Source organism: Stenotrophomonas sp. NA06056 (assembly GCF_013364355.1).
Taxonomy (GTDB): domain Bacteria; phylum Pseudomonadota; class Gammaproteobacteria; order Xanthomonadales; family Xanthomonadaceae; genus Stenotrophomonas.
The window spans coordinates 3,980,952-4,006,969 of sequence record NZ_CP054931.1 but is presented as its reverse complement, the minus strand read 5'-3'; the positions used below and the strand labels follow the sequence as shown (position 1 = coordinate 4,006,969).

The window sequence follows — 26,018 nt, the reverse complement described above, 5'->3', positions numbered from 1 at the left end:
GATACAAGAAGACAATCAGGAGATTGCATGCGTCAGGCGCAGGAACGGGAATTCCACAGCTTCGACCAGGTACCGCTGTTCTACCGGTACTGGCCGAGCACCACGGCAACCACGTCGGCCAAGGCCATCGTGCTGCTGCATCGCGGCCATGAACACTCTGGCCGGGTCACCCACCTGGTCGACGAACTGGACCTGCCCGACACGGCGTTCTTTGCATGGGATGCGCGCGGCAATGGCCGCTCGCCCGGTACGCGCGGCGACGCACCGGGCTTCCCGGCGCTGGTACGCGACCTGGACAGTTTCATCGCCCACATCGGTGCCGAGCACGGCATCGCGATTGAGGACATCGTGGTCATCGCGCAGAGCGTGGGCGCGGTGGTTGCCGCCACCTGGGTGCACGATTACGCACCGCGCCTGCGCGCGCTGGTGATGGCCTCGCCGGCCTTCAAGGTGAAGCTGTACGTGCCGTTCGCACGCGCCGGCCTGGCGCTGATGCAGAAGCTGCGCGGCAACTTCTTCGTCAACAGCTACGTCAAACCGCAGTGGCTCACGCACGATCCAGCGCGGGTGGAAAGCTATCGCACTGATCCGCTGATCACCCGCCCGATCTCGGTGCGCGTGCTGCTGGGCCTGTACGAGGCTGCCGACCGCATCGTGGCCGACGCACAGGCGATCAGCGTGCCGGTGCAGTTGCTGGTATCGGGCTCGGACTTCGTTGTGCATCGCGGCCCGCAGGACCGTTTCTACGAACGCCTGTCCAGCCCGATCAAGGAGCGCGTACACCTGCCGGGCTTCTTCCACGACACCCTGGGCGAGCGCGACCGTGCACCGGCGCTGGCACGCATCCGCAGCTTCATCCAGGCACGCTTTGCCGAACCGCTGCAGGAACTGTCGCGACGCGATGCCCATCGGCATGGCCCGACCTTCGAAGAATCGGAGATCCTGTCGTGGCCGCCGGAGCGCAACAGCCTGGCCGACCTGCGCTGGCGCGTGGTGCGCGGTGGCCTGCGCTTCGGCGGCACGCTGTCCGAAGGCATCGCGCTGGGCCTGCAGACCGGTTTCGACTCGGGCAGCACGCTGGATTACATCTACCGCGATGAGGCGCGGGGCAAGGGCCCGCTGGGACGGATGGTCGACCGCAACTATCTGGATGCGATCGGTTGGCGCGGCATCCGCGTGCGCGGCAAGCACCTGCAGGAACTGCTGCGCGATGCCGCGCAGCGACTGCGCGGGCAGGGCGCGCCGGTGCGCGTGCTGGACGTGGCTGCCGGTCACGGCCGTTACGTGCTGGAAGCGCTCGGCCAGGGCGATCAACGTGCCGACCGCATCGTGCTGCGCGATTTCAGCGATCTGAACGTGACCCAGGGCAAGGCCTTGATCGAGCGCCTCGGCGCGACCGACATCGCCCGCTTCGAACAGGGCGATGCGTTCGACCCGGCGCAGCTGGCGGCGGTGGACCCGGCACCGACCCTGGCGGTGGTGTCCGGCCTGTACGAACTGTTCCCGGACAACGATGCGGTGCTGCGTTCGCTGCAGGGTATCGCCGCGACGGTGCCGGTGGGCGGTTACCTGGCCTATACCGGGCAGCCGTGGCATCCGCAGTTGGAGTTCATCGCGCGTGCATTGACCAGCCACCGTGGTGGCGCGGCGTGGGTGATGCGCCGCCGTACCCAGCACGAGATGGACGAACTGGTACGTATGGCCGGTTTCCAGAAGGTGGCCCAGCGTATCGATGACTTCGGCATCTTCACCGTATCGCTGGCACGCCGGATCGCGTGATGGCGACGCTGGTGGCAACCGCATCACCCAGCGAGGCGCGCCCGTGGCGGCGCGCCCTGCTGTGGCTGGCCCTGCTGGGGCCGTTCTTCTTCGCCAGCTATGGCTTCGCCAACTGGATGGCTGGCCGTCACGCCGAACTGCCGGTGATGGCGTTCGCGTGGGAAGCACGCATTCCGTTCGTGCCGTGGACGATCGTGCCGTACTGGTCGATCGACCTGTTCTATGCGATCTCGTTCTTCCTGTGCCGGCGCCGGCTGGAGCTGGACCGGCACGCGCTGCGCCTGCTCAGTGCGCAGGTGATCGCGGTGGCGTGCTTCCTGCTGTGGCCATTGCGCTTCAGCTTCGAACGGCCGGACATCGGCGGTGTGTTCGGCTGGCTGTTCGACGTGCTGCTGGGCTTCGACAAGCCCTTCAACCAGGCGCCGTCGCTGCATATCGTGCTGCTGATCGTGCTGTGGGTGAAGTTCGCGCAGTACCTGCACGGGGCTTGGCGGCTGGTTCTGCATGTATGGGCGCTGCTGATCGGCATTTCGGTGCTGACCACGTTCCAGCATCACTTCATCGACATTCCCACCGGGCTGCTGGCCGGCTGGCTGTGCGTGTGGCTTTGGCCGGAGCAGGGCACACCGCCACTGCGTGCATGGCAGGCCACGCGTGACCCGAAGCGTTGGCGGCTGGCGGCGTTGTATGCGCTGGGTGCCGGTCTGTTGCTGGTGCCGGTGGTGATGCTGCGTGGCACCGCGTTGTGGCTGCTGTGGCCGGTGGTGTCATTGCTGCTGGTGTCGCTGGCCTATGCAGGGCTGGACACGGCGGCCTTCCAGAAGCGGAGCGATGGCCGGTTGACGATGGCCGCGCGCTGGTTGCTGGCACCGTACCTGGCTGCCGCATGGATCAACTCGCGGTTGTGGACGCGGCGCGCGCCGCAGCCCGTGCCGGTCATCGACGCAGTCTGGCTGGGTCGCCTGCCGGGCGCTGCACTGCCGGTGCCATTGGTGGGCGTGGTCGACGCCTGTGCCGAGCTTTCCTGTCGTGCGCCAGGGGCAGCCTATGCCAGCGTACCGATGCTGGACCTGGTGGCGCCGACGGCAGCGCAGCTGCGCGCAGCTGCGGACGCCATTGAACGCCTGCGTGAGCAGGGCCCGGTGCTGGTGTGTTGCGCACTGGGCTATTCGCGCAGCGCGGCCAGTGTGGCGACCTGGTTGCTGCGCACCGGCCGTGCGCGTGACGCAGCCGAAGCCGTGACGATCGTGCGTGCCGCAAGGCCGGCGATCGTGCTGCATGACGTTCATCTACAGGTGATCGCGGCCGCTGCCGCGCGGGAGACCGTTGCATGAGCGCCGTGCCTGATCTGCCGATGATGCATCTGCTGCTGCGGCAGGGACGTTTGCCTGCAGCGTTGTCGCTGGGCCTGCTGCTGGTGGCCCTGTTGCTGCTGGGCATCGAGCCCGGGCTGGCGATGTTCGCCGCGGGCCTGCTGCTGCTGAGCCTGGTTGCAGGCATCCTGCAGGCGTACTACGCGGTGCGGGTGCAGTTGGATGCGAACCTGCTGCGCCTGCTGCAGCAGGAGGGCCTGCAGGGCGAAGACGCGGCACAGCGGGTGGACCAGGCACTGCACACGGCCGGCCTGCGCAGGTGGGACGCACAGGTGCCGACACGTGGCTGGGATGCACGCTGGGCCGGCATGCGCCGCCTGCTGATACGCCAGTACGCCGCCACCCTGTTGCAGTTCGCTGCCGTGCTGCTGGCCGTGTTGTGGCCGCAGACCTGACCGGAGGTGCCGATGTTCGCTGAACTGATTGCCCGTGCCTGCAGTGCGGCCATCCATGTAGTAACCGGCGCACGTGCGCTGTGGGTCGGCTGCGCGCCGTCCAGCGAGCACCGCGTGTACTACGGTAACCATGCCAGCCATGGTGATTTCGTGCTGATCTGGTCGTCGATGCCGCCGGCACTGCGGCGCCAGGTGCGGCCGGTTGCCGCCGCCGAGTACTGGCAACGCGATGGACTGCGTCGCTATCTGATCGATGCGGTGTTCAATGGTGTGCTTGTGGAACGGGAGGCGGGCAGCCGCCACCAGGATCCTCTGCAGGTGCTGCGTGATGCGGTGGATGAGGGCTGTTCGTTGATCCTGTTTCCGGAAGGCACGCGCAACATCGGCGATGAGCCGCTGCTGCCGTTCAAGAGCGGTATCTACCATCTGGCCCGGCAACGCCCGGAGCTGGAATTCGTGCCGGTGTGGATCGACAACCTCAAGCGGGTGATGCCGAAGGGGCGCTTCCTGCCGCTGCCGTTGCTGTGCACGGCGACGTTCGGTACGCCGCTGCGGCTGCAGGCCGATGAGGACAAGGCTGCCTTCCTGGAGCGCAGCCGCCAGGCGCTGCTGGCCCTGGCTCCGAATGGAGGCCGCGCATGAGCTTCATGATCGATGTGTCCGGTGATCTCGCCGCGCGCAGCGTGGGCCAGCAGACCGGCCTGCTGTTCGCCGGTGTGGGTGCGGTGCTGGTGCTGGCCACGCTGGTGTCTGAAACCCTGCGCTGGCGCCAGCGCGGACAGCCCAGTGCGGTGATCGCCAACCTGGTCTCGCGCATCCGCGCGTGGTGGGTGATGGCGATCGTTGTGGGGCTGGCGCTGTTCTTCGGACGCGCCGGCGTGATCGTGCTGTTCGCGATCATCTCGCTGTTCGCGCTGCGCGAATTCATCACCCTGGCACCCACGCGATCTGGCGATTACTACGCGCTGCTGGCTGCCTTCTACATCGTGCTGCCGTGGCAGTACTACCTGGTGTGGATCGACTGGTATGGCATGTATACGCTGCTGATCCCCGTGTACGCCTTCCTGTTCCTACCGATCCTGGCCACCATCGGTGGTGATACCACCCACTACCTGGAACGCACGTCGAAGGTGCAGTGGGGCCTGATGATCTGTGTGTTCTGCATTTCGCACGTGCCGCTGCTGCTGAACCTGCGCGTGCCGGGCTACGATCCGGCGCGCAATGTGCTGCTGTTCGCCTTCCTGGTGATCGTTGTGCAGTCGTCGGACGTGCTGCAGTACATCTGGGGCAAGCTGCTGGGCAAGCATCTGATCGCGCCGAAGCTGTCGCCGTCGAAGACGGTGGAAGGCTTCGTGGGTGGCGTGCTTTGTGCCAGCGCGTTGGGTGCCGCGCTTTGGTGGATCACCCCGTTCACGCCGCTGCAGGCCTTCGGCCTGTCGCTGCTGATCAACCTGATGGGGTTCTGGGGCGGCCTGGTGATGTCGGCGATCAAGCGCGACCGCGGCATCAAGGACTGGGGCAACATGATCGAGGGCCATGGCGGCATGCTCGATCGGCTGGATTCAGTGTGCTTCGCCGCGCCGGTGTTCTTCCACGTGGTGCGGTATTACTGGAAGGCGGGTGGTGGCGGTTGATTCCGGCGGAGGGCCATCCACGCATGGCGTGGATCTACTGGAACCAGGTGGACCCGGCATCGGTAGCGCCGGGCCATGCCCGACGGGCGGCGCTTACGCGCTGATGCCGTACTCCTTCAGCTTCTTGCGCAGGGTGGCGCGGTGGATGCCCAGCATCGCGGCTGCGCGGCTCTGGTTGCCTTCGCAGTGGTTGAGCACTTCCACGAACAGGGGAATCTCCATCTCGCGCAGCACGATCTCGTAGACATCGTCCGCATCACAGCCATCGAGGTCGCGCAGGTAACGGCGTACGGACTGGGCCACATGTTCGCGCAGCGGTGGCCGGGCAGCGCCACGACTGTTGTCAGGACGAGAGAGGACAGCGTTCAAGGGGGTTCCCGATCTGGTTGGTCCATGCACGCGGGGCGCCGGACCGGATGAGGTGATGGCGGTCAGTCTAGCGCGAGCGTGCCCGACCTGCCACGGCCGGGCGGTCCGACCACGGTCAAAGGAACTCGAAGGTGAATGCGACCGTGGATGCGGCAGGCTCCTGCACGCGGAAGGCGATGCGCGCGCTCTGACCCGGTTCCAGCGGAGCCGCCCCCGGGTTCTCACCGAGGTACTGCGCCGGCGCGAACACGCCGGTGCCGATCACGCGACCATCGGCATCGGACAGCGACAAGCGCAGGTCCGGCCATGCCTGTGGCCAGCGCGCGTCGTTGCGGATGCTGGCCTGGATCTGCAGAACGCCTGCCTGGGCTGGCAACGGGCGGATTTCACGGCTGGTCATGGTGAATGCAGTGGGCTCGCGCCAGGCTGGCAGCGCGCAGCGCACTACAGTGCACAGCGCGCTGATCCACGGCCGGGTGCCGGCATCGGCGGCTAGTCGTGCACGATCGGCAAGCACGCTCTGCAGCAGCAGCAGCAGCGCCAGCGCGGCCACCAGCAGCCACTGCCAGCGAGGGGTGGGCAGTGCCCGCGGGCGCACGCCAAGGAAACTGGGCGCATCGGCGGTGCCTGCAACAGTGCCAGGTGTGGCAACGTGGGCCGGTTCGATGAGGGGATCATCGGCAACCGGTGGCACCGTTTCGGCCACGACCTCGGTTGCCGGGTCGATGTCGTCAATCACCGGCGCTGCATCGGTGGGCACCGGTTCGCGCGGCTCGGTGGCTTCAGGCGTGGCATCGCGCTCCTGCGCAGTGCGCAGGAACGTAGCCAGGGGACGGCGCGGTGGGTTCGGCTCGGACATGCTCAGGGCGCGGGCTCGGATCCAGCGGTCATTCAACCACGATCAGGCGCGGCGCACGCCGGTGATGCGCATCCAGTCGCCATCCTGGGTGGCCTGCAGGTCATCGAACCATGCCGCATAGCGCTGCAGCAGTTCATCTTCCTGGCCATGCAGGATGCCCGACAGGGCGATGCGACCACCGGTGGCAACGCGGGCGGCCAGCAGTTCGGCCAGTGCATCCAATGCGGAGGCCAGGATGTTGGCGACCACGATCGGGTAGGTGGCTACCGGCTCGTCCTGCGGCAGGTACACCTGCATGCGCGCCTGTTCGCCGTTGCGTTCGGCATTGTCGGCGGTGGCGATCAGGGCCTGCGGGTCGTTGTCCACGCCGATGGCCTGGGCGGCACCGAGCTTCAGCGCAGCCAGGGCGAGAATACCCGAGCCGCAACCGAAGTCGAGCACGCGCTGGCCCTGCAGCTGGCCATCAACGGCCAACTGGTCCAGCCAGCGCAGGCACAGCGCGGTGGTGGGGTGGGTGCCCGAGCCGAATGCCAGGCCCGGGTCGAGGCGCACGATGGCGGCGTCGGCCGCCTGCGCGGCCTCCGGCAGATCGTGGTTCCACGGCACGATCCAGGTACGGCTGCCGAAGTCCATCGGCTGGAACTGGTCCAGCCACGCGCGCTCCCAGTCTTCGTCTGCCACGGCGCGGAAGCTGCCATTGCTCCAGTCCAGCTCGGGGTCGAAGGCTTCCAGCGCGGCCAGCAGCAGCAAGGCGTTGCTGTCGGCCGGGAACAGCGCGCTGAGCACCAGGGTGTCCCACAGCGGGGTCTCGCCCACGCCGGGTTCCAGGATGGCCTGCTCGTTGCTGGTATCGGCTTCGGCATCCAGCAGGGTCACCGCCAGCGCGCCGACGTCCTCCAGCGCATTCTCATAGCGGGGCTGGGTGGCTTCGGTGCAACGCAGGGTCAGTTCCAGGAACGGCATGGCGGTGAGGGCAATCGCGGGAAAGGGGGCCATGCTAGACCATCAGGGCGTCTCCGTATGCCCTGAGATGAACGAGGCCGATTCAGACAGGCCTCACGGGCCTTGCTAAACTCGGCGCTTTCCTGTGCGCCGTACCACCGCCCGTTGCCGATGGCCTTCGCCCCGACCCTGAAAACCTGGTTGCTCGTCCTGCCGGCCGTGGCCGTGCTGGGCGTGGCCGGTTATCGGGCCAACGGCCACAGCCGGGGCATGGACACGCACGTCGATGCCCCGCTGGCCCAAACCAGTGATGCGCAGGGCGCGCTGGCACCGGTGATGCCCGAAGCCCTGGCACGCCGCCTCGCCGCGTTCGAACGTGGCACCGCGCTGCCTTCGGGCCTGCCGCTGGATATCCGCGCCGACATCGAAGGTGCCACCGATCTGTACGCCTACGCGCAGCGCCTGCGCGTGCAGGCTGACCAGGGCAACCATGAGGCGCGCTGGATGCTCAGCCGGGTCTATGACTACTGCGCGCAGTACGCCGTTGATCCGGGTGGCTATCGCCTGGACAACAACGTACTGACCGGCCTCGGCCTGAGTGCCGCACCGGCGATGGTCGATGCGCGCGAGCGGGTAGCGCAGCGCTGCGGTGGCTTCGTGCCCGGTGACAAGCTGGGGCCGGCGCTGGTGCTCGGCGAGCGTCGTCGTGCGGCCCAGCAGGGCAATCTGGCTGCCGAAGCGGCGTTGTTTGCCGAAGGTGAGCCGCTGCACGACAGCGAGCAGTACCGTCGTGACCTGGTCGAGCGCGTGCGTACCTCGCGCGATCCGGAAGCCTATATGGCGATCGCGCCGGGCATGGGCCTGCGCGCGGCCGGTGACAAGGCCTTTACCGGCATGGTCGCCGGCGAACAGCTCAGCGAACTGGCATGGCGGGTTGCGGCCTGCGAACTCGGTCTTCCCTGTGGAGCCGACAGCGTGCTGGTCAACAGTTTTTGTGCGAATGGAGGGATCTGTTCGCCGGATGGAACGCAGGACTTCCGTGATTTTGTGTATGACGCCGCGGTTTCGCGGCAAGGTGCGGGGAAAATGAAGGAATGGATCAAGCGATTGATTGGAACGAGGGACGGACGATGAATTACCGTCGATTCCTGCATGGGGCCAAGTTCTGGTTCTGGGTGGTGCTGTTCGTGGCGTACTCGGCCGGTGCCGTAGGCCTGCTGATGATCGATACCTACGAGGACCGCTACCGGCGTCTGTCGAAGGTGGAACTCACCACGGTGAAGGCGCAGGAAGAGGTGCGTCGCGCCGGTGCCAGCCAGGTTGCCGCCGTTTACCGCGCGCAGAGTGGCGTGCCGTTCTCTTCGTTGCCGGCGGGCAGCACCTTCCAGGTGGTGTGGCCCGATGGTTCCAGCGAGACCATGGTGATCGTCGATCCCACCTCGCCGAACGGCGTGCGTCCGTTGGCGAACTCGCAGATTCCCGCGGAAGTGGCCGACAAGCGCTGACGCCACACCGGTAGCGCCGGGCCATGCCCGGCGGGTGCACGGTGGCAATAGAAGCCCGCCGGGCATGGCCCGGCGCTACCGTAGAAACGCAAAAAGGGCGGGGAAATCCCCGCCCTTTTCATGTCCAGCGACAGCCGTTGCCGATCAGGTCAACGCGATCGGCTTGCTCTTGCGCTCGGCAAGGCGCTTTTCCAGATAGTGGATGTTCTGTCCACCGGCCTGGAAGCCCTTGTCACGCATGATCCGCTGCTGCAGGGCGATGTTGGTCTTGATGCCATCGACCACCATCTCGCTCAGCGCCACCCGCATGCGGGCGATGGCGGTCTCGCGGTCCGGACCGTGCACGATCAGCTTGCCGATCATCGAGTCGTAGTTCGACGGCACGCGGTAGCCACTGTAGATGTGGGTATCGACGCGCACGCCGGGGCCACCCGGTGCGTGGAAGCCGGTGATGGTGCCCGGGCTCGGTACGAAGGTTTCAGCGTCTTCGGCGTTGATGCGGCACTCGATCGCATGGCCGCTGAGCACCACATCGCTCTGCTTGATCGACAGCTTCTGGCCGGCAGCGATCTTCAGCTGTTCGGCGACCAGGTCGATGCCGGTGACCATCTCGGTGACCGGATGCTCCACCTGGATACGGGTGTTCATTTCGATGAAGTAGAAACGGCCGTCTTCGTACAGGAACTCGAAGGTGCCGGCGCCGCGGTAACCGATGCGGATGCAGGCTTCCACGCACACCTTGCCGATCTGCTCGCGCTGCTCGGTGGTGATGCCCGGTGCCGGCGCTTCCTCGACCACCTTCTGGTGACGACGCTGCATCGAGCAGTCGCGTTCGCCGAGATGGATGGCATTGCCCTGGCCGTCGGCCAGCACCTGGATTTCCACGTGGCGCGGATTCTCCAGGAACTTCTCCATGTAGACCTCGCCATTGCCGAACGCGGCCTTGGCCTCGCTCTTGGTGGTTTCGATCGAGGTCTTCAGCGAGGCTTCGGCGTGCACCACGCGCATGCCGCGGCCACCGCCGCCGCCTGCTGCCTTGATGATGACCGGGTAGCCGATCTCACGGGCGATCTTGGTGTTGGCGACGATGTCATCGCCGAGCGGGCCGCCCGAGCCGGGCACGCACGGCACGCCGGCCGACTTCATGGCGCGGATCGCTTCGACCTTGTCGCCCATCAGGCGGATGGTGTCTGCCTTCGGGCCGATGAAGATGAAACCGGACTCTTCCACGCGCTCGGCGAAGTTGGCGTTCTCGGACAGGAAGCCATACCCCGGGTGGATGGCCTGGGCGTCGGTGACCTCGGCCGCGGCGATCAACGCCGGGATGTTGAGGTAGCTTTCCGCCGACGGCGCCGGACCGATGCAGACCGATTCATCGGCCATGGCCACGTGCTTGAGGTTGCGGTCGACCGTGGAGTGCACGGCCACCGTGCGGATGCCCAGGGTGTTGCACGCGCGCAGGATGCGCAGCGCGATTTCCCCTCGGTTGGCAATGACGACTTTGTCGAGCATGGCAGCCGCCCCTTAGCCGATCACGAACAGCGGCTGGTCGAACTCCACCGGCTGGCCGTTCTCGCCGAGGATGGCGACGATGGTGCCCGATGCATCGGCTTCGATCGGGTTGAACATCTTCATCGCTTCGATGATCGCCAGGGTCTCGCCGGCCTTGACCTGCTGGCCGACGCTGACGAATGCCGGCTTGTCCGGTGCCGACGAGGCGTAGAAGGTGCCGACCATCGGCGAGCGCAGCACGTGGCCTTCCGGCAGTGCGTTGCCCGGCTTGGCGGTGCCGCCGGTGGAGGCTTCGGTGGGCGACTGCATCGGCATGGCCGGTGCAGCAGCGGCAGGGGCGGCATACACCGGCGCGACCGGCGCAGCCATCTGCGCGAAGGTGCCGACCGGCGCACGCGACAGGCGCACCGACTCTTCGCCTTCCTTGATTTCGATTTCAGCCAGGTTCGACTCTTCCAGCAGGTCGATCAGCTTCTTGATTTTGCGGAGATCCATGGTGGCCTCTTTGCTCTTGATGTCAGTGTGGTGGGAAGCGCGTTGCGCTCGGGTCAAAGCAGTTCGTAGAAGTCGCGCAGCTGCCGGGTGCGGTCGCGCGCGAGGGTGATCAGGCAGCGCATCTGCGCGCCATTGCGCGCGGTGCCGTCGGAGTTGAGGGCATACACCGCCTGGCAGTCGTGGTCGCGCAGCTGCATCCACGCGCGCTGGGCCAGGATCAGCTGCTGTTCGGCGTCGCCGCAGTAGCTGCAACCGCCGCCGTTGGCCGGCGTGCGCAGCTGCCGGCGCGCCTGTGCGTAGACGGCGTTGAGTTCGACGTCGGCGGCCGCTGCCACGTCCGAGGCGCACAGGTCGCTCTCCATCGTGGTGATCGGATGCGCGCAGTCGATGCCTTCGGCCTCACGGTCGGACGCCGTGGCAACGCCGCACAGGGCTGCCCACAGCACAACGCTGGCGAGGACGCGCGACAGGTTCATGATGCGGCGGCAGCCTGCACGCGTGCCAACGCCGCGTCCATCGCATAGCGGTAGCTGTCGGCACCGAAGCCACATACCACGCCAACTGCCTTGTCACTGAAATAGCTGTGCTGGCGGAAGGGCTCGCGGGCATGCGGGTTGGACAGGTGGATCTCGATGAACGGCACGGCCACCGCCGCCAGCGCATCGCGCAGGGCAACCGAGGTATGCGTGAAGGCGGCCGGGTTGATCAGGATGAAGGCGGTTCCGTCGTTGCGTGCGGCCTGTACACGATCCACCAGCACGTGCTCGGCGTTGGACTGCAGGCTCTCCAGCGCATGACCTGCGGCAGCGGCCTGGGCCGCCAGGGCCTGGTCGATGTCCGCCAGCGTGGTGTGGCCGTAGACCTCCGGCTCGCGTGTGCCGAGCAGGTTGAGGTTGGGGCCATGCAGGACCAGCAGCTTCGCCATGGGATCCGATTGACGGGAAAGGGCGGCAGTCTGGCGGAAGCTGAGGATGCTGTCCAGTTCGGCGAAATTAGTGGTGTTTAAAGCGTCCGTTTGAAAAATGCCGTCATCCGTGTGGTTGCATGCCGGGCGGGCGCGGGAAGGCTTCCTATAGATAGTGGAAATTGCGCGCGTCGACCATCCCCCGCCGGGACGATGGCGCCGGGCAGCGTTACGTTCGACACTGCGGAGGTTGCCACGGCATTCCTACACTGCGCCTACCCGCCATGTCGGCGTTCATGGATGTCCGCCTTGCCTACCTCCTTGCGATTGCCTGCACTGCTGCTGGCAATACTGCCGTTGAATGCGCTGGCTGCCGAACAGTGGATCGTTGCCACCGACCTGTGGGGCAACAGGAACTACCAGACCCTGCATCTGGACGTACAGGGCGGGCGTATCGCCGGTCGGCTGGACGCCGACCCGGTCACTGGCACCCTGGGCGCCGGGCAGATGGTGTTCACCGCTACCGACAGCCAGGGCCAGCGCTACCAGTTCGACGGACGCATTGATGGTGCGCGGATGCAGGGACAGAGCAATCAGCCGGACACCAACAACCGCGATGCGCGTGCCGTTCACGCCTTCAGCGCCTGGAAGGTACCGGCGCGGACCTCGACCGCACCGCAGCGCCATGTGTTCACGCCGACCGACTATTCCAATACGTTCAGCGCCGACCGCGCGCCGGTGCTGGTGATCTGGCCGGGGGACTCGGTGCAGACCCGCACGCTGGACTCTGGCGGGGTGGACGAGAACGGCGTCACCCGTGCGCTGTTCGGCAATCCGCAGGTGGGACCCTTCTTCGTGGTCGGCGCCGAACCGGGCGATACGCTGGCGATCACGCTGACCTCGCTGAAGCTCAACCGCGACCATGCCGACAGCCTGGATGGCCTGGTGGGTCGATTGAAGACGCCGCGCGTGGCTGCCGAAGCCAGCGGGCTGGGCAAGCCTGTGCGCTGGCTACTGGACCGCAGCAAGGGCGTCGCCCGTCCACAGGGAGCGAGTGGCGGGCTGCGGCATTTCGAAGTGCCGGTGAAGCCGATGCTCGGCGGCCTGGCGCTGGCACCGGGATTCGGTTACCCGCCGTTTTCCACCGGCGATACCGCCGACTTCGGCGGCAACATGGATTTCAACGCCGTGGTTGAAGGCAATACGGTCTACCTGCCTGTGCAGCAGCCTGGCGGCCTGATGTACCTCGGCGATGGCCACGCCTTGCAGGGAGATGGCGAAACCACGCAGTGGGCATTGGAGACGTCGCTGGATGTGGAGGTGAAGGTGGAGTTGCTGAAGCAGCATGCGATCACGACGCCGCGGGTGGAATCGGCAACGCAGATCATGACCCTGGGCCAGGGCGGTTCCAGCGACGATGCGCTGCGCCTTGCTACCTCGGGCATGCTGCAGTGGCTGCGCCAGGCGTATGGCTTGACGTTGTCTGAAGCGACCTAGGTGCTGGGCGTGGCGGTGCAGTACCAGGTGGCCAACCTTGCCGGGCGCAGTGTCGGCGTGGCGGCGAAGCTGGACAAGGCGGTGTTGCAGGGGCTGAAACTGCAGACGACAGCGGCGCCGGCATCGGGCGGCACCGCTGTGAAGCCCGCTGCCAAGTGACCGTTGCGCTGGCGACGTCGGGGGAAGGTGTATCAATCAGGAGTCCGTGATGAGTGCAGACGCAATCCAGAACCGCCGTGCTGCCTTCAGGGCACTTCATGCGTCCGGTTGCTTCCTGCTGCCCAATCCATGGGATGTGGGCAGTGCCGTGGCGCTGGCACGGCTGGGTGCCCAGGCGCTGGCCACCACCAGTTCCGGCCATGCCTGGGCCCACGGGCAGGCTGACGGGGCGATGGGGCGCAGTGAGATCCTCGCCCATCTGCGGACGATGGTGGCGGCGACGGATCTGCCGGTGAACGCCGACTTCGAAGATGGTTTCGGCAACAGCCCGGAGGCGGTGTACGAGAGTGTGTCGATGGCGATCGCCACCGGTGTAGCCGGCCTGTCGATCGAGGATTCCAGCGGCGACGCGGAGCATCCGCTGCGTAGCATCGAAGACAGCGTGACCCGGCTCCAGGCCGCGCGCCGTGCCATCGACGAAAGCGGGCGCGACGTGATGCTGGTGGGGCGCGCGGAGAACTTCTTCGTCGGGCGCCCCGACCTGGACGATACGGTGGCCCGCATTCGCGCCTATGCGCAGGCCGGTGCCGACTGCCTGTACGCACCGGGCATACGCAGCGCCGAACAGATTCGTGCTGTGGTGGATGCAGCGGCTGGCAGGCCGGTCAATCTGCTGATCGGTTCGCCCGGTCAGATGACGCTGCAGCAGGCGGCCAGTCTGGGCGTGCGCCGGGTCAGTGTCGGCGGTGCGCTGGCCCGCAGTGCGTGGGCGGGCTTCCTCAGGGCATCCGAACAGATGCTTGCCAGCGGATCATTCGACGCGCTGCCGGACACCCCGTCAGGTGCCGAGCTCAACGGGTTGTTCAAGCCGTAAGTGCATGCGGGTCAGTGAGGTGCAGCCGCCGCAGGGGACGTCCTGCCGAGCGCTTCGCGCACGGCGCGCTGCAGTCCCTGAACATGGAACGGCTTGGCCAGGAACGGCGCGCGTCGGTGCCTGACCGGCACCAGCTGGTCGTATACCGCCGACGCGAAAAGGTAGGGGATGCCGAGCTCGAGCAGGCGATCGGCGACGGGAAACACCACCCCATCACGAAGTTCGACGTCCAGCACGGCGCCGTCGAAGCGGCCACTGTCGAGCATGCCCAATGCCTCGAAGACGCTGCCGGCATGGGCGATTTCATTGCCTTCGTCAGTCAGGGCCTGCTCCATCAGATCGGCCAGGTCGAGCTGGTCTTCCACAAGGAGCAGGCGCGGTAGCGCTGCGGGTCGTTCATTGCTGCTTTGCATGGTGTGTTGTCGTGCGAACGTTGCGGTGGTCTGGCAAGCATCCGCTTACAGGCATCAAGGCGATGGCAGCCCGGCGTGGCTGTGGTGTGCACACGCGTGGCCGCGATGCGCGACAGCATTCCACGGATGGTGCTGGTGCCGGCTTTACTCTTGGTTACCATTGGTAACTAGTGAACTTCCAGAACCCCATCATGCATACCCAGATCGTCATCGCCCACCCCGAACCCGCCTCGCTCACCCACGCCGTAGCGGCGCGGATCGGCGAGGCCATCATCAACGCCGATGCAGGCAACACGGTCACCACCGTGGATCTGATGGCTGAGGGTTTCGATCCTCGCTTCAACGCGCAGGACCACGCGTTCTTCCGCAGAACCACGACGGTGCCGGCCGAGGTGGCCGTCGAGCACGCGCGGCTGGATGCGGCCGACACGCTGGTGCTGGTCTACCCGCTCTACTGGTGGTCGTTCCCGGCGTTGCTGAAGGGCTGGATCGATCGCGTCTTCAGCCAGGGCTGGGCCTATGACGAAGGCGCCGATGGCAAGGTGGAAAAGAAGCTGCAGCGGTTGCAGGTACATCTGGTAGGGCTCGGCGGCGCCGGCCAGCAGATGATCGACCGGCGTGGCTATGGCGCGGCGATGAAGACCCAGATTGACCAGGGCATCTTCGATTACTGTGGCGCGCCGGTGCTGTCATCCACGCTGCTGCTGGATGCCGACAGCGGCATGGCCGCAACGCATCTGCAGACGGCGGCGGACATCGGACGTAAGATCGGATCCCCCGCGCCCTGACCTTCGCCCTTGTCTTCCAGCCCTGCCGTGCCTGAGCCCCGTCGCCGCCTGACCCGCGAACAGCGTGCCCGCCAGTTGCTGGATGTGGCGTGGGCGCTGGTCGGCGAAGAAGGCACCGATGCGCTGACGCTGGGCCGTCTGGCCGAGGCGGCGGGCGTCGCCAAGCCGCTGGCCTACGACCACTTCGAAACCCGCAACGGTTTGTTGGCCGCACTGTATGCCGACTATGACCAGAAGCAGACCGAGGTCTTCGATGAGCGCATCGGCAGCGCGAAGCCGCGCCTGAAGGAGCGTGCGCACGCCATTGCGTCGGGTTACATCGATTGCGTGCTGTCACAGGGCAGCGAGATCCAGGACATCCTCGCCGCGCTGGCGGGATCGCCGGAGCTGCGTGCGGTGCGCCGTTGCTACCAGCAGGATTTCATCGACAAGTGCGCGCAGTGGCTGGGCCCGTTCGCCGCGGGAGAGGTCGTACCGGCCACCGGCCTGTGGGCCATCCTCGGAGCCGCCGAAACCCTGTCTGAAGCGGTGGCGGCCGGTGCGGTGGAGCATCCGGCCGCCGAGGCCGAGCTGGAGCGCGTGATCGTCGCCATCGTCAAGCGCAGCATCTGAAACGTGTGGGTGCAGCAGCCTACAGAGGCTCGACGCTGACCCGGGGCAGCGGCACGTCAGGCTGCAGATCCGGCAACAGCTGTCGCAGCAGCTCCGGCATCGCCTGCATCGCGGCGCCATCGATGTAGCGCCACTGCGTACCGCCCACCGGCCGGATGGCGATCATGAAAGTGAGGCTTTTCACCGTCTGCGCGTCGATGGTGAGCACCGTGGTCCGCGGCACGAAGCAGACTTCTTCATCGCCGGCAGCGTAGCTGCGGGTCGGTGCGCCGACATCATCGCTGATGACCTTCACGCCCATCTCGTCGAGTGCTTTCATCGTATCGCGCGTGGCCTTCGCATACGCTGCGTCGCCGCCGGCAAACCGCTTCACGCTGGGATGGGTGCGCGCGATCATGGCATCGGTATCGCCGCGGGCGAAGGTGGACAGCAGCGATCGCACGTCCTGCTGCAGCGCGTCGGCTTCGGAGGGAGTGAGTTCGCCGGCATGGGTGAGTGCCGCGGCGAACGTGCAGAACAGCGCAAGCAGCCAGCACAAGAAACGTCGATCCATCGCTGGGTATTCCTTCGGGCGCTGGACTATAGAGCGCATTGCATCTGGTGTCTGCCCGGTCTGCCCGTCACACACGCTGGGCCTCGGCCACCGCGGCAATGGCAAAGCCCGCATCAAGCTGCGCGCGGACCTGGTCGTCGCGCGACGCGCGGGAATCAGCACCCAGCACCACGTTGATCAGGCGCAGAGGCCGTGCATGCCCCGCGCAACTGCGACGGGCGGTGGCTGCCAGGCAGAAGCCTGCAGCCTGGGTGTAACCGGTCTTCAAACCATCGACGCCCTCTTCGCCCAGCAGGGCGTTCTGGTTGGCCTTGTGCAGGGTGCGGTGCGCGAAGCTGCGCTGTGCGGTGATCGCCAGCAGATCCGGGTAGCGGACGAGCAGGTGCGCGGCCAGCATCGCCATGTCGCGGGCGGTCGACAGATGGCCCGGGGTGGTGATGCCGGACACGGAGATGAAGTGCGTATCGTGCAGGTCGAGCGCTTGCGCGTGGCTGTTCATGTGCTGCGCGAACGCCGCTTGCGATCCAGCCAGATGACGGGCCAGGGCGAGCGCCGCATCATTGCCGGAGACCACCATCAGCCCCTCCAGCAGCTTGCCGAGGGCGATGCGTTCGCCGGGCACCAGGCCCATCCGCGTTTCATCATCGGCCACCTCGTGTACGTCGCGCGCATCGATGGCGATCGTGTCCGACCACGAACCACCCGCCTGCGCGAGCAGGTCGTATGCGGTGTAGGCAGTCATCAGCTTGGTCAGCGAGGCCGGTGGTCGTCGCAGCTCCGCGTGCTGCTGCTGAAGGATCTGGAGGGAGGTGGCATCGATGGTGATCGATGACACAGGGGAGCGGGAAGCGGTCATGGAGGGCATGCGGCGATAGCGTACCGGCGCCGGCCTGCGCTGGATGACTGCTTCTGAAATATTGCAATGATATAACGTCACCCATCTGGTTGGATCACACCGCTTTGTGCCGGGACTGCTGATGAAAAAAACGAATCTGGGCCGCTGGTTGCGGCTGGCCATCCTGACAGCGCTGGTTGCCATCACCGGTTGCCATCACGACCTTCGCACTGATCGGCACGAACTGGCGCTGGGTCGGCCGCACAACGTCATCGTGATGATCAACGATGGCGCCGGCTGGGGTACCTGGGATGCTGCCGCCTACTGGCAGTACGGCAGCCGCGAAGGTGCCCCCTATGCCGACTTCCCGCAGCGGCTGGCGGTGACAACGTTCCCGCTCAACGCCAGCAGCCAGCCGACGCACGACGCAGCGCAGACCCTCGGCTACGACGCACGGAAGGCGTGGGATGCCACGCCGGTGCCTGCGGCGGATCTGCCATTCGCGGGGTACCAGTACCTGGCTGCGGTAGCGACCGACAGCGCGGCGGCCGGTACAGCGCTGTCCTCGGGAGTGAAGACCTACAACAACGCCATCAACGTCGACAACGACGGAGTACCGGTGGAGTTCAACACGCTGCGTGCCAAACGCCTGGGCATGGCCACCGGTGTGGTGACCTCGGTGCCGTTCGCGCATGCCACGCCAGCTGCCTTCGCCGCGCAGGCCGAATCACGCAACAGCTATCACCAGATTGCCCATCAGATGCTGGCACAGGGCCATATGGACCTGGTGATGGGTACTGGCGGCCCTGGCTACAGCGTCAATGGACACGCCTGCGTCGACGAACCGCAGAGCCTGGCGGCCGAGGGCTGTGGGAACCCCTGGGAGTGGGTGTCGCAGCAGGATTGGCAGCAGCTTGAGGCAGGCACGGCCATCGCCGGAAATCCATCCGGCCCGTGGCGATTGATCCGCAGCAAGGCCGAGTTTGTTGCCCTGGCGCAGGGCCTGATGCCCTACGACCGCCCGCTGATCGGCGTACCGCGCGTGGCCAACACCTTGCAGCAGGCGCGTCAGGTGCAGGTGCTGGGCGAAGACGCGCGCACACCGTCGGGCGTGAAGAAGGTCGACAGCGTACCGGATCTGGCGACGATGACCCGTGGCGCACTGCAGTTCCTGCAGCATCGCTCCAGCAACGGCCTGTTCCTGATGATTGAAGGGGGCGCCACCGACTGGGCAGCGCACACCAGCGCCTGCGGCAGTGAATGGCACTATGGCGCCTGCACCGGACAGCCGCAGTTTGGCCGATTGATCGAAGAGACCGTCGAGTTCAACGACGCCGTGTCGGCGGTCATGGCGTGGATCGAGGAGAACGGTGGCTGGGAGCGCAACCTGCTGATTGTCACCACCGACCACGACAACAGCATGCCGATGGGCCCGGATGCGCAGCAGGTGGCCTTCCAGCCGGTGCGCAACCATGGCCGTGGCCGCATGCCGGGCATCAGCTTCCGCCCCACCGGCAACCATTCAAACGGCCTGGTGCCGCTGTGGGCCAAGGGTAATGGCGCCGAGCTGCTGGGCAAACGCGTGCGCGGCATCGATGAAGGCTACCGCCGGCATGTGCGCTTGAACGACGGCAGCTACATCGACAACACCGATGTGGCCGCTGCGATACAGGAAGCACTGCAGCGACGTTGACCGGCCCCACACAGGTGCCGGTACTGCGCCTGCACGTTCCACACATGCGGGCCTCATCATCCTGCAGCCATGGATTCCGACATCCGCATCGATGGCCGCGTGTTCGCCTACGTCTTTCCCTGTGCCTGGGAGGACTACGCGAAGATTGGATTCTCGCGCGATCCGCTGGGACGGATCAGCGCGCTGCATCGACGCTGGTTCGAGTTCTTCGATCTGGAAGCGGGTGCGTTGGTCGAGGCGGAATCCGAGCGGGATGCGCGTGACCTTGAACTGCAGTTGCGTCGGCCCTTCAAGCTGCATCGCGCGCCGGCACCGATGACGGTGCAGGACAAGGCCGGAGGGCGCACCGAATGGGTGCGCGGGGCCAACGCCGCTCTGGCCGAGGCCGTGCATGCGCTGGCGCAGCACGGCTATCGCACCTACCCGTTGCGGCCCTGGCTGCGGGCGGCGATGACCCAGCGTCTGGACCGGTTGCATGACTGGGCGGCCGTGCAGGTGCCGGAAGAGGAAAGCCTGCGCACGCCCGTCGGCGCGGCCGCACTGCGCGAAGCCGTCGATGCGTATCGCGCGCTCGCTATCGACCCGGAGCCGTGGTTGCCGGAGCACCTGCAGCGCGGCGGGTGATTCTGCCCGGGGCCGGGGTGTGGGCCGGCTGCGGTGCCCGGTGTGCATCGGGCGCTGCGGGGACGGGATTGGCCAGGCGCTGGGCGAGGGCAACGTTGGTCACGTGACCCTGCAGGAACAACAGACCGCTGAAGATGTTCATGATCGTGCCTCCACTTGAGTGGATTGCACGATACGGGCAGCATGGGGGCGCAAAAAGCGACATTTCTGCAAGGTCGACTTGAGAGGAATTCAAGCCTTATGTCCCGTCCACCGCTGCATGCCCTGCAGGGCTTCGTCGCTGCCGCTCGCCTGGGCAACCTGTCCCGCGCCGCCGCATCGATGAACCTGACGGTCAGTGCGCTCAGCCATCAGATGCGCCAGCTTGAGGAGCGCCTGGGCCAGCCGCTGTTGATCCGGCAGGCACGCGGTGTGGCCTTGACCCTGGAAGGGCAGCGCCTGCTGGATCAGGTCGGGCCCCATCTGGATGCGATCAACGACGCCTTCCAGCCCTATGCCGCGCGACCGGAGCATGTGCTCACCCTCAGCGCCGTGCCGTCGATGGCCAGTGCATGGCTGGTGCCACGCCTGGGAAACTTCGTGGCCGCGCACCCACAGATCGAAATCAATCTGCAGTCGAGCGAACGACTGATCGACTTCGACCGGCAACTGCAGTTCGATGCAGCGCTGCGGCTGGGCGCCGGGCAATGGCCGGGGCTGGTGGTGGAGCCCCTGTTCGACGAATGGCTGCTGCCCATGGCCAGCCCGGCACTGATCGAGCGCATGGGCGGCATCGGCCACGTACCGCTGGCACAGTGGCCGCTGCTGGGAGACCCTGACGGCGCGTGGGGCGCCTGGTTCGCAATGATCGGGCAGCATCCGCCCACGCGGTTCGTCGCGGTGCTGGATGATTCCGAAGCCCATCATCGCGCTGCACTGGACGGCGTAGGTGTTGCGTTGGGGCGGGTCACGCGGGCGCGGCTGCTGCTGGACTCCGGCCAGTTGGTTGCGTTGTCGGACCGGCGCCTGAAAACCGCATGGCCTCATTGGCTGGTGTACCCGCAACGTTCGGTACGGCACCGTGGTTTCCTCGCCTTCCGCGACTGGCTGCACGCGCAGGCTGCCGAGCACGTGCGGCACATGCAGGCCACTGACGCGGGATAGCGTAGTCGTACCCCTGGCGTGCGCGTCACCGCAGCAGCGTGACCGCCTGCCCGGCACGCGCGAAGGCCTCGCCCAGCAGCGGCCCGGCCTTGATGGCTTCCACTTCCGCGAACAGTGCCTGCAACGCCGCGGTGGGCCGTGCAACGGGCGCTGCGACCGCCTGCTGGATGACCGTGAAGCGATCTGCCAGCACACGATGGCCGGGATGTGCCTGTGCCCAGGCCAGCAGGGGTTGGCGTACACCAGCCGCTGCATCCAGCCGCTGCTGGTCGAAAAGAGCAATGGCGGCGGCTGAGGTATCGGCACGTTCAATCGTTGCCTGTCGCAGTTCACGGCTGAGGAACAGATCGTAGGCGGCGCCGCGGCCCACCGCGATGCGCAACCCGTTGCGGTCAAGATCCGCCACCTGCTGTGCGGGACTGTCATCGCGCACCAGGTAGGTGCCTTCGATCTCCACATACGGCGCGCTGAAGGCAATGCGGTCGGCACGTGCCGGGTCCACCGCCAGGAAGGCCAGGTCCCACGCATCGTCGCTCACCGCTGCCACCACCGATGCGGCCGCCTCGTGGCAACGGAAGCGGGCCTGCACGCCGAGCCGCTGTGCCAGCGCGGAGGCCAGCTCCACGGAAGGCCCGCGTGGTGCATCGGCGTCACCCTGGGCCAGCACCGGGTTGCCGAGGTTGATGGCAACGCGCAGGAAGCCCCTTGGGGCCAAGGCATGGCGGTGATCGGCCAGGGACATGGTGGATTCCGGTACGGGGAGGCGGTCCAGCATGCCATCGGTCCTGTGCCTACGGCGTCGGCTCAGCTGCGTGCCACGAACGTTCCGTGGAAGCCCAGCGGTACCGCGTAGGGCAGCCATGCCTGCACGAGAGGGCCGTCCTGTACATGCCGTGCATCGAGAACGGCGATGCCGCTGCGCGCGTTCACCGGGTCCAGCAGCGTGCCGACCAGCCAGCCATCGTCGGCATTGCGGCTGCCTGGTCGCGGCACGAACACGTGTTCCTCGGCCAGGATGTCGGTGCCATAGCGCCAGACCTGACGGCGGCTACGGTCGACATCGAAGGCGGCGACCGCATTGAAGTACGGCGCCGTTGCTGGACCATCGACCGTCGGTGCATACAGGCGCGCACCGCGGTTGCCCGCCGTACGGGGATCGAACAGCGGAAACTCGATCGTGCTGATGCCGGTGTCCTGCCAGTGCGCCTTGCCACGGCGCATGTCCAGATGCAGTTCGACCAGCGAGGTACGTCCGTTGCTGGCGTGCGCTCCGTCGCCGGCCATCGCCTCCTTCATCGGTGAGCGCGCTTCATCCATGTTGTCGCGGCGCACGGCGCGCAGCACGATGCCGTCGCCGCGCTGATAGGCATCGCCAAAGTGATAGATCGCCGCGAACGGTGCTTCGAACCACTGCGCCTTGTCCGGTGCATCCTTGGCCACCACGGCGATGCGCGCGGCACGTTGCGGAGCGAACTGCATGCGCTCGAAGAAGCTGCCACCACTCGTGTTGAAATCGAACGGCGCCAGTACGAATACCAGATGCTGATCGGTCATCGCAAACGCATGCAGATAGCCGCGCTCCGGCGTCTGGATCACGTTGGCGCTGCGCAGCTGGCCATCCTTGCCGATGTGCCAGACCAACAGGCCGGCGCCACCCAGCAGGCTGATCGAGCCGAAGTTCCAGAGGCTTCCATCGCGGTCGACCAACGGATGCGCCGAGAAAGGCAGCGCAGCCAGATCCGGCCGCCACGTGACCGGGCCGAGGGTGTCGAGCGTATCCGGATGCACTTCGAATGCCGAGCCTGACTCGCACAGCGCGAACAGGCGGCCGTTGATGCCGATGACCGACGTATTGGCGACATTGGCATCATCGTTGTTGCGCACCGCCTGGGCGTCGGGAACGCTGGTGCCGGCGGCCGGATACAGGAAGCGGCCGGCCTTCTGCTCACGGCTGAACTTGGGCGTGGCAACCATGCGCGCGCGATGGGTCAGGGTGCCGTCACCGTTGAAGTGCCAGCCGTGGACCATGCCGTCGCCGTCGAACCAGTGGTCGTAGCGCAGGCCATTGCGTTCGCTCCAAGCGGGTCCGTTGCGGTACAGGGTGCCGGCCAGTCCGGTCGGCAGCCGTCCCTGCAGGTCCACCGTGGCCGGGCCCAGTGTTTCGCTGGTCACGCTGCGCCATCCCATCAGCCACGGATGCGCCTGCACGCCCTCGGCGAACTGCGCCGGGTCGTTGGCGAATGCGGGCGCGCTGCGCAGGGCCGCCACGCCCAGGGCCAGGCCGGCGGTGCTGCTGATCAGGGTGCGGAGGAAACGGCGACGGTCCATGACAGGTCTCGGGCGGAGTGGATGGATCAGCGCAGGCTGATGTCGATGGCCGTGCCGGTGGTCGGCACGCTGAAACGCGCTTCATCGAAGGTCGGCTTGCGCATCACCTGCGGGTTGTTGCTGAACCCATAACCCTCTACCGGCATGCCCACCAGGTTCGTATCGAGCTTGCCGTTGTCGTTCTCATCGTGGGTCAGCAGCACGGCGTAGTCGCCGGCCGGCAGGTCCTTGAAGGTGAAGTGCGCGCTCTCACCTTGGGGGCGTGCCTGCTGCGCTTGCACCGGCGCAGCCTTGCCGTCCCACGCCGTGCCGGTGTTGACCAGTGCCACACGCAGGGTGCCGGTCTGGGCGCGGATGTCATGCACATTGACGGTCAGCTCGGCGGCGGCAGCGCTGGTGGCCATCGACAGGCCGGCGAGGGTGGCGCACAGCAGGGTGGCGCGGATCGTGCTGGTGAGGATCATGGCGATGGCTCCGTGGGCGGTGTGTGGCCAGTCTGTGCGGCCGCAAGCTCGGCGATCAGGGCCAGTGGTCATCAATCCGACGTGCCAGAAGTCACTTTCTGCGCCGTCCCCATTGCCGAGCGCCCGCCACTGCCCGCAGCATGCAGACATGCCCTCCTTCCTCCGTCATCTGCTGAGCCCGCTCAGCCTGGCTGGCCTGGTCACCATCCTGGTGGTCGGCCTGACCCTGGGCGTACACACCCCAGGGGCGGGCCTGCGCTGGGCGGTGCTTGGCCTGTTCCTGCTGCTGTTCGCCGTGCATTCGCAGCTGCCCAGCCGTGAGGGCGTGCGATTGATCGCCGGCGTGATGCAGGCCGTGCTGGCGGTGGCCATGGTGGCGCTGGAACCGCGCACGGGCACTGCGCCGATCCTGCTGGTTGTGCTGGTTGCCCAGCTGGCCGAGCATTGGCCGCCGCGGGTAGTGCTGCTCATTGCCCTGGCAGCCAACGTCGCACTTTATGCGGTACTCAAGCAGGCTGCCTTCCCGCAGCCATTGATGATCGTGCTGCTGTACGGCGGCTTCCAGGTGTTCGCTGCGCTCACGGCGCACTACGCGCGCAGCACCGCACTGGCACGCGATGCGCTGGCCCGCGTCAATGCGGATCTGCTGGCCACGCGCGCGCTGTTGGCCGACAGTGCGCGTGATGCCGAGCGCCTGCGGCTGGCGCGTGAACTGCACGACGTGGCCGGACACAAGCTCACCGCCATGCGCTTGAACCTGCGCGCGCTGGCCGCCGATCCGGCGCTGGCCGGACGCGACGGTCTGTTGTTGGCCGAACAGCTGTCCGGTGAGCTGCTGACCGATATCCGCCAGGTCGTGCAGTCGATGCGCGACGATCGTGGCCTGGATCTCGACACCGCGCTGCACGCGCTGGCTGCGCCATTCCCGCGCCCGCGCCTGCAGGTGCAGATTGCCGAGGGCCTGCGGGTGACCGACCCGCAGCTGGCCGAGACCGTGCTGCGCCTGGTACAGGAAGCGCTGACCAATGCCGCACGCCACGCCGATGCCGGCACCGTGTGGTTGACGATGACCAAAGAGAATTCCCGCTTGCGCATTGATATCCGCGATGACGGCCAACGTGCCGAGCGCATCAGCGAAGGCAATGGCATTGTCGGCATGCGCGAGCGCCTGGCCGTGATGCAGGGCGAGCTGCAGCTTGCCCGTACTGAGCACGGCGGCATGCACCTGATCGCACGGTTGCCGGCATGAGCACCCCGACGATCCGGATCGCACTGGCCGACGACCAGGCACTGGTGCGTGCCGGCCTGCGTGCGTTGCTGCAGGGGCTGGGGATGCACGTGGTGCTGGAAGCCGAGGACGGCCAGGCACTGCTGCAGGCGCTCGCCACGCACGAAGTGGACGTGGTGCTCAGCGATATCCGCATGCCCGGCATGGATGGTGTCGAGGCCCTGCGCCAGCTGCGTGCGCGTGGCGACAGCACGCCCTGCCTGCTGCTGACCACCTTCGACGAGAGTGACCTGCTGCTGCGTGCCAGTGAGGCCGGCGCGCAGGGCTTCCTGCTCAAGGACGCAGCGCCGGAAGACCTGCGCGAGGCCATCGAGCGGGTCGCTGCCGGCCAGACACTGTTGCTGCCGGTCAGCACCGAACCGGTACGGGCACGCTATCGATTCCATGACGAAGCGCCGCCCAGTGATACCTTCGGCGAGCGCGAGGTAGCGATCCTGCGCTTGCTGGCCGGTGGCTACAGCAACAAGGAAATCGCACGCAGCCTGTTCCTGGCCGAGGGCACGGTGAAGAACTACGTATCCACCCTGCTGGACAAGCTGGGTACGCGTGATCGCACCCGCGCGGTACTCAAGGCCATCACCCTGCGAATCATCTAGAGCCGACGCCATGAATCCCATCCTGCACGTTGAAGTTCCCGTTGCCGACCTGGACCGCGCCATCGCGTTCTATCGGCAATGGCTGCAGGTGGACGTCGCTGCGCCGATCAACGTGCACGACTGCCGGATGGCGTACCTGCCATTCAACGACGCGGACGTGGGGGCCAGCATGGCGCTGGTGCACGGCGCCGACTACCTGCCCTCGGAGCAGGGCGCGCGGATCTACCTGGGTGTGGATGATCTGGATGACAGTCTGCGGCGCGCGTTGCAGGCCGGCGCGGTGCTGTGCTTTGGCCCAGCCGTGGCCGGTGACTGGCGGGTTGCCGAGATCCGCGACAGCGAGGGCAACCGGATTGCCCTGCAGGCGCTCGTCAACGCGTAGCG

31 protein-coding genes are annotated in these 26,018 nt (G+C 66.7%); 18 read left to right on the top strand and 13 right to left on the bottom strand.

Annotated elements, in window-relative coordinates:
• Positions 1–27: 27 nt before the first annotated feature.
• Genes HUT07_RS18145 through HUT07_RS18125 form a run of 5 tightly spaced genes read left to right on the top strand, consistent with a single transcriptional unit; the run spans position 28 to position 5,181 of the window.
• Positions 28–1,779 (top strand): bifunctional alpha/beta hydrolase/class I SAM-dependent methyltransferase, encoded by a 1,752-nt coding sequence (locus HUT07_RS18145; RefSeq protein ID WP_176022083.1) that lies wholly within the window; start codon positions 28–30, stop codon positions 1,777–1,779.
• Complete coding sequence (locus HUT07_RS18140; RefSeq protein WP_176022082.1) at positions 1,779–3,113, top strand: phosphatase PAP2/dual specificity phosphatase family protein; 1,335 nt, start codon at positions 1,779–1,781, stop codon at positions 3,111–3,113. Before HUT07_RS18145 ends, HUT07_RS18140 begins: the two co-directional genes overlap by 1 nt.
• Positions 3,110–3,547, top strand: coding sequence for a hypothetical protein (locus HUT07_RS18135; protein ID WP_176022081.1), 438 nt, complete (start codon positions 3,110–3,112; stop codon positions 3,545–3,547). The genes HUT07_RS18140 and HUT07_RS18135 overlap by 4 nt, the downstream gene beginning before the upstream one ends.
• A gap of 12 nt (positions 3,548–3,559) precedes the next feature.
• Positions 3,560–4,189 (top strand): lysophospholipid acyltransferase family protein, encoded by a 630-nt coding sequence (locus HUT07_RS18130; RefSeq protein WP_176022080.1) that lies wholly within the window; start codon positions 3,560–3,562, stop codon positions 4,187–4,189.
• Positions 4,186–5,181 (top strand): phosphatidate cytidylyltransferase, encoded by a 996-nt coding sequence (locus HUT07_RS18125; protein ID WP_025878622.1) that lies wholly within the window; start codon positions 4,186–4,188, stop codon positions 5,179–5,181. The genes HUT07_RS18130 and HUT07_RS18125 overlap by 4 nt, the downstream gene beginning before the upstream one ends.
• A 93-nt stretch (positions 5,182–5,274) precedes the next feature.
• Here HUT07_RS18125 and fis read toward each other — a convergent pair whose 3' ends face one another.
• The 3 genes from fis to prmA all read right to left on the bottom strand — a co-directional run bounded on the left by fis (position 5,275) and on the right by prmA (position 7,372).
• Positions 5,275–5,550 (bottom strand): DNA-binding transcriptional regulator Fis, encoded by a 276-nt coding sequence (gene fis, locus HUT07_RS18120; protein ID WP_006397198.1) that lies wholly within the window; start codon positions 5,548–5,550, stop codon positions 5,275–5,277.
• A gap of 115 nt (positions 5,551–5,665) precedes the next feature.
• Positions 5,666–6,409, bottom strand: coding sequence for a DUF3426 domain-containing protein (locus HUT07_RS18115; RefSeq protein ID WP_176022079.1), 744 nt, complete (start codon positions 6,407–6,409; stop codon positions 5,666–5,668).
• 42 nt (positions 6,410–6,451) lie between these two features.
• On the bottom strand, positions 6,452–7,372 hold the full coding sequence (gene prmA / locus HUT07_RS18110; RefSeq protein ID WP_176022577.1) for a 50S ribosomal protein L11 methyltransferase: 921 nt from the start codon (positions 7,370–7,372) through the stop codon (positions 6,452–6,454).
• A 150-nt stretch (positions 7,373–7,522) separates the two neighbouring features.
• Here prmA and HUT07_RS18105 point away from each other — a divergent pair, with 150 nt between their 5' ends.
• Positions 7,523–8,485 (top strand): hypothetical protein, encoded by a 963-nt coding sequence (locus tag HUT07_RS18105; RefSeq protein WP_176022078.1) that lies wholly within the window; start codon positions 7,523–7,525, stop codon positions 8,483–8,485.
• A complete protein-coding gene (locus tag HUT07_RS18100) occupies positions 8,482–8,856 on the top strand; it encodes a hypothetical protein (protein WP_176022077.1) in 375 nt (124 codons plus the stop codon). The genes HUT07_RS18105 and HUT07_RS18100 overlap by 4 nt, the downstream gene beginning before the upstream one ends.
• 144 nt (positions 8,857–9,000) lie before the next feature.
• On the opposite strand, the gene accC is transcribed toward HUT07_RS18100, so the two are convergent.
• Genes accC through aroQ form a run of 4 tightly spaced genes read right to left on the bottom strand, consistent with a single transcriptional unit; the run spans position 9,001 to position 11,788 of the window.
• Positions 9,001–10,368: an acetyl-CoA carboxylase biotin carboxylase subunit gene (gene accC, locus HUT07_RS18095; protein ID WP_099820474.1), complete on the bottom strand. Its 1,368-nt coding sequence runs from the start codon at positions 10,366–10,368 to the stop codon at positions 9,001–9,003.
• Positions 10,369–10,380: 12 nt separating this feature from the next.
• A complete protein-coding gene (accB, locus tag HUT07_RS18090; protein ID WP_176022076.1) occupies positions 10,381–10,863 on the bottom strand; it encodes an acetyl-CoA carboxylase biotin carboxyl carrier protein in 483 nt (160 codons plus the stop codon).
• Positions 10,864–10,916: 53 nt separating this feature from the next.
• Entirely contained in the window at positions 10,917–11,339 is a 423-nt protein-coding gene (locus HUT07_RS18085) for a lysozyme inhibitor LprI family protein (protein ID WP_176022075.1), read from the bottom strand.
• Complete coding sequence (gene aroQ / locus HUT07_RS18080; RefSeq protein WP_176022074.1) at positions 11,336–11,788, bottom strand: type II 3-dehydroquinate dehydratase; 453 nt, start codon at positions 11,786–11,788, stop codon at positions 11,336–11,338. The genes HUT07_RS18085 and aroQ overlap by 4 nt, the downstream gene beginning before the upstream one ends.
• Positions 11,789–12,076: 288 nt before the next feature.
• On the opposite strand from aroQ, the gene HUT07_RS18075 reads away from it, so the two are divergent.
• From HUT07_RS18075 to HUT07_RS18070, 3 genes are read left to right on the top strand one after another with little or no spacing between them, the layout of a single operon-like run.
• Complete coding sequence (locus HUT07_RS18075) at positions 12,077–13,264, top strand: acetamidase/formamidase family protein (protein WP_217706645.1); 1,188 nt, start codon at positions 12,077–12,079, stop codon at positions 13,262–13,264.
• A gap of 9 nt (positions 13,265–13,273) precedes the next feature.
• Positions 13,274–13,423, top strand: coding sequence for a hypothetical protein (locus HUT07_RS20385; RefSeq protein ID WP_217706644.1), 150 nt, complete (start codon positions 13,274–13,276; stop codon positions 13,421–13,423).
• Positions 13,424–13,469: 46 nt separating this feature from the next.
• Positions 13,470–14,297 (top strand): isocitrate lyase/phosphoenolpyruvate mutase family protein, encoded by an 828-nt coding sequence (locus HUT07_RS18070; protein ID WP_217706643.1) that lies wholly within the window; start codon positions 13,470–13,472, stop codon positions 14,295–14,297.
• 11 nt (positions 14,298–14,308) lie between these two features.
• Here the strand turns inward: HUT07_RS18070 and HUT07_RS18065 are convergent, their stop codons facing one another.
• Positions 14,309–14,710, bottom strand: a complete 402-nt coding sequence (locus HUT07_RS18065) for a response regulator (RefSeq protein WP_176022072.1) — start codon at positions 14,708–14,710, stop codon at positions 14,309–14,311.
• 191 nt (positions 14,711–14,901) lie between these two features.
• Here HUT07_RS18065 and HUT07_RS18060 point away from each other — a divergent pair, with 191 nt between their 5' ends.
• Positions 14,902–15,498, top strand: a complete 597-nt coding sequence (locus HUT07_RS18060; RefSeq protein ID WP_176022071.1) for an NAD(P)H-dependent oxidoreductase — start codon at positions 14,902–14,904, stop codon at positions 15,496–15,498.
• A 48-nt stretch (positions 15,499–15,546) separates the two neighbouring features.
• Positions 15,547–16,110: a TetR/AcrR family transcriptional regulator gene (locus HUT07_RS18055; RefSeq protein WP_176022576.1), complete on the top strand. Its 564-nt coding sequence runs from the start codon at positions 15,547–15,549 to the stop codon at positions 16,108–16,110.
• Positions 16,111–16,129: 19 nt separating this feature from the next.
• On the opposite strand, the gene HUT07_RS18050 is transcribed toward HUT07_RS18055, so the two are convergent.
• Entirely contained in the window at positions 16,130–16,663 is a 534-nt protein-coding gene (locus HUT07_RS18050; protein ID WP_176022070.1) for a hypothetical protein, read from the bottom strand.
• 67 nt (positions 16,664–16,730) lie between these two features.
• Positions 16,731–17,528 (bottom strand): serine hydrolase, encoded by a 798-nt coding sequence (locus HUT07_RS18045; RefSeq protein WP_176022575.1) that lies wholly within the window; start codon positions 17,526–17,528, stop codon positions 16,731–16,733.
• Between the two features lie 112 nt (positions 17,529–17,640).
• Between HUT07_RS18045 and HUT07_RS18040 the strand changes: the two genes are divergently transcribed.
• The 3 genes from HUT07_RS18040 to HUT07_RS18030 all read left to right on the top strand — a co-directional run bounded on the left by HUT07_RS18040 (position 17,641) and on the right by HUT07_RS18030 (position 20,958).
• Positions 17,641–19,191: an alkaline phosphatase gene (locus tag HUT07_RS18040; protein WP_176022069.1), complete on the top strand. Its 1,551-nt coding sequence runs from the start codon at positions 17,641–17,643 to the stop codon at positions 19,189–19,191.
• A gap of 69 nt (positions 19,192–19,260) precedes the next feature.
• Complete coding sequence (locus HUT07_RS18035) at positions 19,261–19,815, top strand: GIY-YIG nuclease family protein (protein WP_176022068.1); 555 nt, start codon at positions 19,261–19,263, stop codon at positions 19,813–19,815.
• 240 nt (positions 19,816–20,055) lie between these two features.
• A complete protein-coding gene (locus tag HUT07_RS18030) occupies positions 20,056–20,958 on the top strand; it encodes a LysR substrate-binding domain-containing protein (protein ID WP_176022067.1) in 903 nt (300 codons plus the stop codon).
• 25 nt (positions 20,959–20,983) lie between these two features.
• Here HUT07_RS18030 and HUT07_RS18025 read toward each other — a convergent pair whose 3' ends face one another.
• From HUT07_RS18025 to HUT07_RS18015, 3 genes are all read right to left on the bottom strand, one after another.
• Positions 20,984–21,700 carry a transporter substrate-binding domain-containing protein gene (locus HUT07_RS18025; protein WP_176022066.1) on the bottom strand — a complete coding sequence of 239 codons (717 nt, stop codon included), beginning with the start codon at positions 21,698–21,700 and terminating at the stop codon, positions 20,984–20,986.
• A 62-nt stretch (positions 21,701–21,762) separates the two neighbouring features.
• Positions 21,763–23,286, bottom strand: a complete 1,524-nt coding sequence (locus HUT07_RS18020; RefSeq protein WP_176022065.1) for a carotenoid oxygenase family protein — start codon at positions 23,284–23,286, stop codon at positions 21,763–21,765.
• A 26-nt stretch (positions 23,287–23,312) separates the two neighbouring features.
• A complete protein-coding gene (locus HUT07_RS18015; protein ID WP_176022064.1) occupies positions 23,313–23,750 on the bottom strand; it encodes a DUF2141 domain-containing protein in 438 nt (145 codons plus the stop codon).
• Between the two features lie 148 nt (positions 23,751–23,898).
• On the opposite strand from HUT07_RS18015, the gene HUT07_RS18010 reads away from it, so the two are divergent.
• Genes HUT07_RS18010 through HUT07_RS18000 form a run of 3 tightly spaced genes read left to right on the top strand, consistent with a single transcriptional unit; the run spans position 23,899 to position 26,016 of the window.
• A complete protein-coding gene (locus HUT07_RS18010) occupies positions 23,899–24,999 on the top strand; it encodes a histidine kinase (RefSeq protein ID WP_176022063.1) in 1,101 nt (366 codons plus the stop codon).
• Positions 24,996–25,634 (top strand): response regulator transcription factor, encoded by a 639-nt coding sequence (locus HUT07_RS18005; protein ID WP_176022062.1) that lies wholly within the window; start codon positions 24,996–24,998, stop codon positions 25,632–25,634. Before HUT07_RS18010 ends, HUT07_RS18005 begins: the two co-directional genes overlap by 4 nt.
• A 10-nt stretch (positions 25,635–25,644) precedes the next feature.
• Positions 25,645–26,016, top strand: a complete 372-nt coding sequence (locus tag HUT07_RS18000) for a VOC family protein (RefSeq protein ID WP_176022061.1) — start codon at positions 25,645–25,647, stop codon at positions 26,014–26,016.
• The last annotated feature ends 2 nt before the right edge of the window (positions 26,017–26,018 follow it).

Excerpts from the sequence above, each read along its gene's own strand:
- accB (WP_176022076.1), bottom strand. The coding sequence starts at position 10,863 with ATGGATCTCCGCAAAATCAAGAAGCTGATCGACCTGCTGGAAGAGTCG.
- HUT07_RS18140 (WP_176022082.1), top strand. The coding sequence starts at position 1,779 with ATGGCGACGCTGGTGGCAACCGCATCACCCAGCGAGGCGCGCCCGTGG.
- HUT07_RS18020 (WP_176022065.1), bottom strand. The coding sequence starts at position 23,286 with ATGGACCGTCGCCGTTTCCTCCGCACCCTGATCAGCAGCACCGCCGGC.
- HUT07_RS18145 (WP_176022083.1), top strand. The coding sequence starts at position 28 with ATGCGTCAGGCGCAGGAACGGGAATTCCACAGCTTCGACCAGGTACCG.
- HUT07_RS18135 (WP_176022081.1), top strand. The coding sequence starts at position 3,110 with ATGAGCGCCGTGCCTGATCTGCCGATGATGCATCTGCTGCTGCGGCAG.
- HUT07_RS18045 (WP_176022575.1), bottom strand. The coding sequence starts at position 17,528 with ATGCCCTCCATGACCGCTTCCCGCTCCCCTGTGTCATCGATCACCATC.
- HUT07_RS18030 (WP_176022067.1), top strand. The coding sequence starts at position 20,056 with ATGTCCCGTCCACCGCTGCATGCCCTGCAGGGCTTCGTCGCTGCCGCT.
- aroQ (WP_176022074.1), bottom strand. The coding sequence starts at position 11,788 with ATGGCGAAGCTGCTGGTCCTGCATGGCCCCAACCTCAACCTGCTCGGC.
- HUT07_RS18025 (WP_176022066.1), bottom strand. The coding sequence starts at position 21,700 with ATGTCCCTGGCCGATCACCGCCATGCCTTGGCCCCAAGGGGCTTCCTG.
- prmA (WP_176022577.1), bottom strand. The coding sequence starts at position 7,372 with ATGCCGTTCCTGGAACTGACCCTGCGTTGCACCGAAGCCACCCAGCCC.
- HUT07_RS18060 (WP_176022071.1), top strand. The coding sequence starts at position 14,902 with ATGCATACCCAGATCGTCATCGCCCACCCCGAACCCGCCTCGCTCACC.
- HUT07_RS18085 (WP_176022075.1), bottom strand. The coding sequence starts at position 11,339 with ATGAACCTGTCGCGCGTCCTCGCCAGCGTTGTGCTGTGGGCAGCCCTG.
- HUT07_RS18035 (WP_176022068.1), top strand. The coding sequence starts at position 19,261 with ATGGATTCCGACATCCGCATCGATGGCCGCGTGTTCGCCTACGTCTTT.
- HUT07_RS18100 (WP_176022077.1), top strand. The coding sequence starts at position 8,482 with ATGAATTACCGTCGATTCCTGCATGGGGCCAAGTTCTGGTTCTGGGTG.
- accC (WP_099820474.1), bottom strand. The coding sequence starts at position 10,368 with ATGCTCGACAAAGTCGTCATTGCCAACCGAGGGGAAATCGCGCTGCGC.
- HUT07_RS18015 (WP_176022064.1), bottom strand. The coding sequence starts at position 23,750 with ATGATCCTCACCAGCACGATCCGCGCCACCCTGCTGTGCGCCACCCTC.
- HUT07_RS18000 (WP_176022061.1), top strand. The coding sequence starts at position 25,645 with ATGAATCCCATCCTGCACGTTGAAGTTCCCGTTGCCGACCTGGACCGC.
- HUT07_RS18005 (WP_176022062.1), top strand. The coding sequence starts at position 24,996 with ATGAGCACCCCGACGATCCGGATCGCACTGGCCGACGACCAGGCACTG.
- HUT07_RS18040 (WP_176022069.1), top strand. The coding sequence starts at position 17,641 with ATGAAAAAAACGAATCTGGGCCGCTGGTTGCGGCTGGCCATCCTGACA.
- HUT07_RS18010 (WP_176022063.1), top strand. The coding sequence starts at position 23,899 with ATGCCCTCCTTCCTCCGTCATCTGCTGAGCCCGCTCAGCCTGGCTGGC.
- HUT07_RS18050 (WP_176022070.1), bottom strand. The coding sequence starts at position 16,663 with ATGGATCGACGTTTCTTGTGCTGGCTGCTTGCGCTGTTCTGCACGTTC.
- HUT07_RS18115 (WP_176022079.1), bottom strand. The coding sequence starts at position 6,409 with ATGTCCGAGCCGAACCCACCGCGCCGTCCCCTGGCTACGTTCCTGCGC.
- HUT07_RS18065 (WP_176022072.1), bottom strand. The coding sequence starts at position 14,710 with ATGCAAAGCAGCAATGAACGACCCGCAGCGCTACCGCGCCTGCTCCTT.
- HUT07_RS18130 (WP_176022080.1), top strand. The coding sequence starts at position 3,560 with ATGTTCGCTGAACTGATTGCCCGTGCCTGCAGTGCGGCCATCCATGTA.
- HUT07_RS18105 (WP_176022078.1), top strand. The coding sequence starts at position 7,523 with ATGGCCTTCGCCCCGACCCTGAAAACCTGGTTGCTCGTCCTGCCGGCC.
- HUT07_RS18125 (WP_025878622.1), top strand. The coding sequence starts at position 4,186 with ATGAGCTTCATGATCGATGTGTCCGGTGATCTCGCCGCGCGCAGCGTG.